Source organism: Aquibacillus kalidii (assembly GCF_014280935.1).
GTDB classification, from domain to species: domain Bacteria; phylum Bacillota; class Bacilli; order Bacillales; family Amphibacillaceae; genus Aquibacillus_D; species Aquibacillus_D kalidii.
Genome location: NZ_JACLZI010000042.1, coordinates 24,904 through 30,903, shown reverse-complemented (window position 1 = coordinate 30,903; position 6,000 = coordinate 24,904). Strand labels below are relative to the sequence as shown.

General features: G+C 37.0%; 6 protein-coding genes and 5 tRNA genes. 10 read left to right on the top strand and 1 reads right to left on the bottom strand.

Features of this window, described 5'->3' with window-relative positions:
* The first annotated feature begins 18 nt into the window (after nt 1-18).
* The 5 genes from H7K77_RS12230 (at nt 19) to H7K77_RS12210 (ending at nt 511) form a co-directional block, all read left to right on the top strand.
* Nucleotides 19-94 (top strand) — tRNA-Thr (locus H7K77_RS12230).
* Between the two features lie 29 nt (nt 95-123).
* Nucleotides 124-209 (top strand) — tRNA-Tyr (locus tag H7K77_RS12225).
* Nucleotides 210-255: 46 nt separating this feature from the next.
* Nucleotides 256-330 (top strand) — tRNA-Gln (locus tag H7K77_RS12220).
* Nucleotides 331-337: 7 nt separating this feature from the next.
* Nucleotides 338-410 (top strand) — tRNA-Lys (locus H7K77_RS12215).
* A 28-nt stretch (nt 411-438) separates the two neighbouring features.
* Nucleotides 439-511, top strand: a tRNA-Ala gene (locus H7K77_RS12210).
* Nucleotides 512-725: 214 nt separating this feature from the next.
* Here the strand turns inward: H7K77_RS12210 and H7K77_RS12205 are convergent.
* Nucleotides 726-905: an aspartyl-phosphate phosphatase Spo0E family protein gene (locus H7K77_RS12205; protein WP_186578128.1), complete on the bottom strand. Its 180-nt coding sequence runs from the start codon at nt 903-905 to the stop codon at nt 726-728.
* A gap of 160 nt (nt 906-1,065) precedes the next feature.
* Here H7K77_RS12205 and sigW point away from each other — a divergent pair, with 160 nt between their 5' ends.
* The 5 genes from sigW (at nt 1,066) to glmM (ending at nt 5,943) form a co-directional block, all read left to right on the top strand.
* On the top strand, nt 1,066-1,629 hold the full coding sequence (gene sigW / locus H7K77_RS12200) for an RNA polymerase sigma factor SigW (protein ID WP_186578127.1): 564 nt from the start codon (nt 1,066-1,068) through the stop codon (nt 1,627-1,629).
* Between the two features lie 16 nt (nt 1,630-1,645).
* Nucleotides 1,646-2,260: an anti-sigma factor family protein gene (locus H7K77_RS12195; RefSeq protein ID WP_186578126.1), complete on the top strand. Its 615-nt coding sequence runs from the start codon at nt 1,646-1,648 to the stop codon at nt 2,258-2,260.
* A gap of 180 nt (nt 2,261-2,440) precedes the next feature.
* On the top strand, nt 2,441-3,262 hold the full coding sequence (gene cdaA / locus H7K77_RS12190) for a diadenylate cyclase CdaA (RefSeq protein WP_186578125.1): 822 nt from the start codon (nt 2,441-2,443) through the stop codon (nt 3,260-3,262).
* Nucleotides 3,255-4,502, top strand: coding sequence for a CdaR family protein (locus H7K77_RS12185; RefSeq protein ID WP_186578124.1), 1,248 nt, complete (start codon nt 3,255-3,257; stop codon nt 4,500-4,502). Before cdaA ends, H7K77_RS12185 begins: the two co-directional genes overlap by 8 nt.
* A 100-nt stretch (nt 4,503-4,602) precedes the next feature.
* Nucleotides 4,603-5,943 (top strand): phosphoglucosamine mutase, encoded by a 1,341-nt coding sequence (glmM, locus tag H7K77_RS12180; protein ID WP_186578123.1) that lies wholly within the window; start codon nt 4,603-4,605, stop codon nt 5,941-5,943.
* Nucleotides 5,944-6,000 lie beyond the last annotated feature (57 nt).

Below are 6,000 nucleotides of genomic sequence, written 5' to 3'. Positions count from 1 at the left end.
CCCTGCATCCTCCACCATGCCGGTCTAGCTCAATTGGTAGAGCAACTGACTTGTAATCAGTAGGTTGGGGGTTCAAGTCCTCTGGCCGGCACCATCTTTAACTTAGAGGAATTATGGGAATATGGAGGGATAGCGAAGTTGGCCAAACGCGGCGGACTGTAAATCCGCTCCCATCGGGTTCGTAGGTTCGAGTCCTACTCCCTCCACCATTTTATAGCTTCTTAATTAGTGCCCTAGTGAAAGCACTTTTTATATTGGGCTATAGCCAAGCGGTAAGGCAACGGTTTTTGGTACCGTCATGCGCTGGTTCGAATCCAGCTAGCCCAGCCATTTATAAGAGCCATTAGCTCAGCCGGTAGAGCATCTGACTTTTAATCAGAGGGTCGGAGGTTCGAATCCTCCATGGCTCATCATATTTATTTAATTTTATACTGATACGGGGCCTTAGCTCAGCTGGGAGAGCGCCTGCTTTGCACGCAGGAGGTCAGCGGTTCGATCCCGCTAGGCTCCACTTTATCAACAGAAAAAAGATTAATTTGCCGTAATAGGCTGATTAATCTTTTTTATTAAATCTAGATTTAAGCTATCTTTATAATGAACATAAAAAATAGGCTCTATACTAAATGTGGTGGTGCCCTCCGTTATAACAAGGCTCCAAAAGAAGACAAAAAAATAAACAGCTTATTGTAGCTGCCATAAATGATTATCTATGTTGATGTTCTATGCTATGATTTAACTGGAATTTTCTGTACTTCTGAAATTCGGTCAAGTTCATTTAATAAATAATCTAGACGAACACTCGCGTTAATAACTGCATCAGAAGTAAGCTCCATAGTGCGAGATAATTCAATCATGTCTGCACGACAGTTTTCTATTTTTTGTAAAAGATACAGTTTTTTATCCATGATGTCCTCCTAAACTGATATAATATGTTATATATAAAAGTTACCCTAGTATAGCGATTGATAAACATTTTATTATTTTTAGAAAAGAATAAAAAAAATGAAACTTGTATGATATCTCAATCGTAAACAAGTTGACCGCAAGTGTAGCGGAGGTATATTAATGGAAGCAAAAATAAAAGAAATGATCAAATCAGTTAAAAAAGGAGACCAATCAGCGTATGAAGATATTGTTTCCTTTTATCAAAGTAAAGTATATGCCATTTGTTATCGAATGATCGGTAATTCTCATGAGGCTGAAGATTTAGCTCAAGAGGCTTTCATTCGTGCTTACGTTAATATCCATTCCTTTGATGAAAAGAAAAAATTTTCAACTTGGTTATACAGAATTGCTACTAACTTAACGATAGATAGAATTAGGAAAAAGAAGCCCGATTTTTATCTTGATGCTGAAGTTAGAGGTACCGATGGTTTAGATATGTATTCTCAGCTACCTGCTGAGCAAGCTCTACCTGAAGAAGAAGTGGAAAGTTTAGAGATTCAAACGGTTATACAGCAAGAAATTATGAACTTACCTGCAAAATACCGTAGTGTCATCGCTTTACGATTTGTAGATGAACTTCCCCTTGCTGAAATAAGTGAAATACTTGATATTCCTGTCGGCACAGTTAAAACAAGAATCCATAGGGGGAGAGAAGCGCTTCGTAAAAGGCTTCGCCATGTATAAAGGGGTGTGAAACATTATGAGCTGTGATAAGCATATCGTAAATTTGATGCATAATTATCTAGATGGAGATTTAACTAAACAGGAAGAGCAACAGTTACGCTCCCATTTACAAACATGTCAAGCATGTCAAAAGCATTTTCATGAGCTAAAAAGAACATTGTCCTTGTTAAAAGGCAATAGTGATATTCAAGCCCCAACTAATTTTACTGCAAGTGTCATGAGCAATTTACCAAAAGAAAGAAAAAGAGTTAGTTATAGTCGGTGGTTTAAGGCACATCCTGCTTTAACTGCTGCTGCAATTTTCTTTGTTCTAATGTTTGGTGGCATCTTTTCTGCATGGGATCAGGATAATCAGTTATCCTATCCTAAGGGGAAAAACCTTGTTATAAAAGATGATACAGTAATTGTACCTGAGGGTGTAGTTGTGGATGGGGATTTGGTGGTCAAAAACGGTGATCTAAAGATAGATGGTTCAGTAAATGGTGATGTGGTGATTATAAATGGGGACCATTTAATGGCTTCTGCTGGAAACATTAGTGGTGAAATAGAACAAGTCAACCAAGTATTTGATTGGATTTGGTATCATATAAAGGATATCACAAAAAGTGTTTTTGCTTTTACTAATAAATAAAGTATAAATTTAACCTTTGTTGCACAAAAATGTAACAAAGGTTTTTTGCTTAAGCATCGAGGTTGTCCTTATATATTGTAAGGTACTGTGTTATCGAATCCGCTAAAATTATGCTATAATGGATGAAGTCACTATTAACAGATAGGAAGAGGAATCCAATGGGTAGAAGGTTGTGTTACCATGCTTGATGGGGAACTAAATGTTTTGAATCTGTTACGGATAGGCGTAGACATTGCCCTCGTCTGGTATACTTTATATAAATTATTAATGTTAATTAGAGGTACGAAAGCAATACAGTTATTAAAAGGAATCTTTGTAATTCTTGGGATATACCTGTTAAGTACTGTTCTTAATCTGGTAACCGTTCAAAAGCTTATATCACAAGTAATTGTATGGGGACCATTAGCGATCATTATTTTATTTCAGCCTGAATTAAGAAGAGCTTTAGAACAACTTGGTAGAGGAAGCTTCTTTTCTAGAAATACTCATTCTGAAGAGGAGAACTTGAATAAATCCATAGAGGCTATTGTGAAGTCATGTAATTATATGGCTAAGCGTCGTATTGGTGCATTGATTACAATTGAAAGAGAAACTGCAATGGGTGATTATATTGCAACAGGTATTCCTATACATGGGCGGTTAACCAATGAATTGTTAACTAATATATTTATCCCTAATACACCACTCCATGATGGTGCAGTCATTCTTAAACGGGATGAGATTGTTGCGGCAGCTTGTTACTTACCACTATCGGAGAGCCCTTTTATATCCAAGGAATTAGGTACACGACATCGTGCTGCCATGGGTATTGGTGAGGTAACCGATGCATTAACAATTATTGTATCAGAGGAAACTGGGCAAGTATCCTGTACAAAAAATGGAGAGTTACATAGGGATTTAAACCAAGACAAACTAATGGAAATTCTGCAAAAAGAACTAAAAAATAATTTCAAAGCCCCTACGTCAAAAAGTTGGAGTTGGAGGGGGAAGAAGAATGGATGAATGGTTAAAGAAACCTTGGGTAATGCGTGTTATATCTCTTGCTTTAGCTATACTACTCTTTATAGCTATTTCCTTTGATGATGAAGGAAATGCTTATGAGGATGTTAGTTTTAATAATCCTTTTAGTAGTTCAAACGAAACACAAACTGTAGAGGATATTCCAGTTAGTATTAAAATTGATCAGGAAAAATATGTGGTTAGTGGGGTCCCGCAAACAGTGAAAGTATCCTTGCAAGGTTCAGTAGGTGTTGTCACCACTACTGCTATTCAGAAAAATTTTGATGTATATGTTGACCTTCAAGGGAAGCAGCCGGGAACATATACCGTTCCTTTACAATATTCTGGTATTGAAGACAGTATAAATGTCTATATAGAGCCAAAAGAGGTTGAAGTTACAATTGAGGAAAGGTCTTCCAAGGAATTTAGTGTAACAGTTGACTTTGTAAATGAGGATAAACTTGCTGCTGGATATGAGTTAGGTGAGGTAACTGTAGATCCACAGACCGTTACAATTACTAGTTCAAAAAATATCGTGGATAGGGTAGCGATTGTCAAGGCCTTCCTTGACATTGAAAATGTGGACAAGCCTATAGAAGCATCGGATGTTCCTATTAAGGTTTATGATGAACAAGGTAATGAACTAAGCGTTCGAGTGGAACCACCGATAGTTGATATATCAGTGGATGTTAATAATCCTAACAAAACAGTACCAATTGATATAAAAACAACTGGTGAGTTGCAGGATGGGGTTAAAATTACATCAATGAAAGCTAATCCTGAATCAGTAATCGTTTTTGCGGATGAGTCTATCCTACAAGGATTAGAAAATATATCAACGGAAGCAATTGATGTGAGTACAATATCAGAAGCGAAGGAAGTGGAGATACCACTTGTCCTTCCATCTGGTATCAGAAAGATTGATTATGAAAAAGTAACCGTATCGATTGAAGTGGAAAAAACAATAGAAAAAACATTTGAAAATGTCCCTATTTCCACATTAAATATAGAAGACGGTTTAAAGGCTACCTTTCTACAACCTAATCAACCTTCACTTGATTTGACTGTTACCGGGTTAGAAGAAAAAGTTAGTAAGCTAGCATTGGAAGATTTTCAACTTACGGTTGACTTAGAAAACAAAGAAGTAGGAGAATATGAAATTCCAATTAAGGTAAATGGTCCAGAAGGTGTAAAGATCCAACTTCAGTTTGATCAAGCATCTGTTAAGATTGAGGAAAACTAAATTACTAGATGAGCATAATTTAAATTGTTGAAAAGCTTTCGTCTAATTTATTCTGACGTTTGCTAAGGTTATTTCTATTAGGATAAAGGAGAGGTACATCATGGGAAAATATTTTGGAACAGATGGAGTTCGTGGAATAGCGAATAAAGAACTTACTCCAGAACTTGCTTTTAAATTGGGAAGATATGGCGGTTATATTTTAACTAAAGACACAACAAAACCAAAAATATTAATTGGAAGAGATACACGTATATCAGGTAATATGTTAGAAGGTGCACTTGCTGCAGGGCTTTTGTCTATAGGGGCAGAAGTAATGCGTTTAGGTGTAATCTCTACTCCAGGAGTTGCCTTTTTAACAAAAGCAATGAGTGCAGAAGCAGGCGTTATGATTTCGGCATCTCACAATCCAGTTGAAGATAACGGTATAAAGTTCTTTGGTCCTGATGGGTTTAAATTAACGGATGAGCAAGAGGCAGAGATTGAGGCGTTAATAGACAGTCAGGAAGATACCGTTCCAAGGCCAACGGGTGCGGATGTTGGTCAGATTAATGACTATTTTGAGGGTGGACAGAAATATATTCAATACTTAAAGCAATCCGTGGAATCTGAATTTGATGGATTACATATTGCATTGGATTGTGCACATGGATCGACCTCAGCACTTGCACCACATTTATTTGCAGACCTAGAGGCGGATATATCAACAATTGGTTCTTCCCCTGATGGATTAAATATTAACGATGGGGTTGGCTCAACTCATCCGGAACCGTTACAAGAACTAGTGTTGGAAAAAGAGGCTAATATTGGGCTTGCATTTGATGGAGACGGAGATCGCTTAATTGCGGTTGATGAAAAGGGTCAGATTGTTGATGGCGATCAAATCATGTACATAATTGGGAAATACTTAAATGAAAAGGGCCTATTACGTCACTCAACTGTTGTATCAACTGTCATGAGTAATATCGGATTTTATAAAGCTTTGGAATCTCATGGTATGAAAAGTGATAAGACTGCAGTTGGTGATAGATATGTAATGGAAGAAATGCGTAAAGGCGGCTATAATTTAGGTGGTGAACAATCTGGACATATTATTTTCTTAGATTACAATACAACTGGGGACGGTATGTTGACAGCCTTACAACTTGTAAATGTAATGAAGGAAACTGGTAGGAGCTTGTCTGATTTAGCAGGAGAGATGGAGATTTTCCCACAAGTTCTTAAAAATGTTCGAGTAGTAGATAAAAAGGAAGTTTTTGAAAATCCAAAGATTCAAGATGTTATTCAAAAGGTAGAAGAGGCGATGGGCGATCAAGGTAGAGTATTGGTTAGACCGTCTGGTACAGAACCTTTGGTTAGAGTTATGGTCGAAGCCCCTACTCTGGAAGAATGTAATCAATATGTTGCTGAAGTTGTAAATGTAATTGAAGAAATCCTAGGATAGGTACTATAATTTCTTAGAGTTTTGTCTTAAATGACAAGGCTCCTTTTTTGGGATATT